Genomic DNA, 733 nt, shown 5'->3' on the forward strand with positions numbered 1-733 from the left:
GACAGGGACACTGAACTTCTCGGGGGCTGCAGGACAGACCGTCAACATACCGATTGACATCACCGACGATGCCATCATCGAGGGAACTGAAAACCTTACCGTTACCATCAACTCCGTATCCAACCCATTGGTCAACATCGTAGATGGCGACGCAATCGGTACCATTACAGATAATGACGGTGGTGCAGGGTTCGGTATCTCCGTAGCAGATTTTACCGTTGACGAAGGTGTGGGTACCGCCAACTTTGTGGTATCATCTAACGTGGCAGTTGCCGGGGCATATACCGTGAATTATACCATATCAAACGGGTCTGCCGTAAGAAACCAAGATTTCACCGTACCCGCTATGACAGGGACACTGAACTTCTCGGGGGCTGCAGGACAGAACGTAAACATACCGATTGACATCACCGACGATGCCATCATCGAGGGAACTGAAAACCTTACCGTTACCATCAACTCCGTATCCAACCCATTGGTCAACATCGTAGATGGCGACGCAATCGGTACCATTACAGATAATGACGGTGGTGCAGGGTTCGGTATCTCCGTAGCAGATTTTACCGTTGACGAAGGTGTGGGTACCGCCAACTTTGTGGTATCATCTAACGTGGCAGTTGCCGGGGCATATACCGTGAATTATACCATATCAAACGGGTCTGCCGTAAGAAACCAAGATTTCACCGTACCCGCTATGACAGGGACACTGAACTTCTCGGGGGCTGCAGGACAG

1 protein-coding gene is annotated in these 733 nt (G+C 50.6%); it reads left to right on the forward strand.

Going from position 1 to position 733, the window contains the following annotated elements; all coding sequences use genetic code 11:
• A partial coding sequence (locus BFP75_RS17585) for a Calx-beta domain-containing protein (RefSeq protein ID WP_206073569.1) occupies nt 1–733 on the forward strand: 733 nt, incomplete at both ends.

This window comes from Maribacter sp. 4G9 (genome assembly GCF_002742265.1).
GTDB lineage: Bacteria > Bacteroidota > Bacteroidia > Flavobacteriales > Flavobacteriaceae > Maribacter.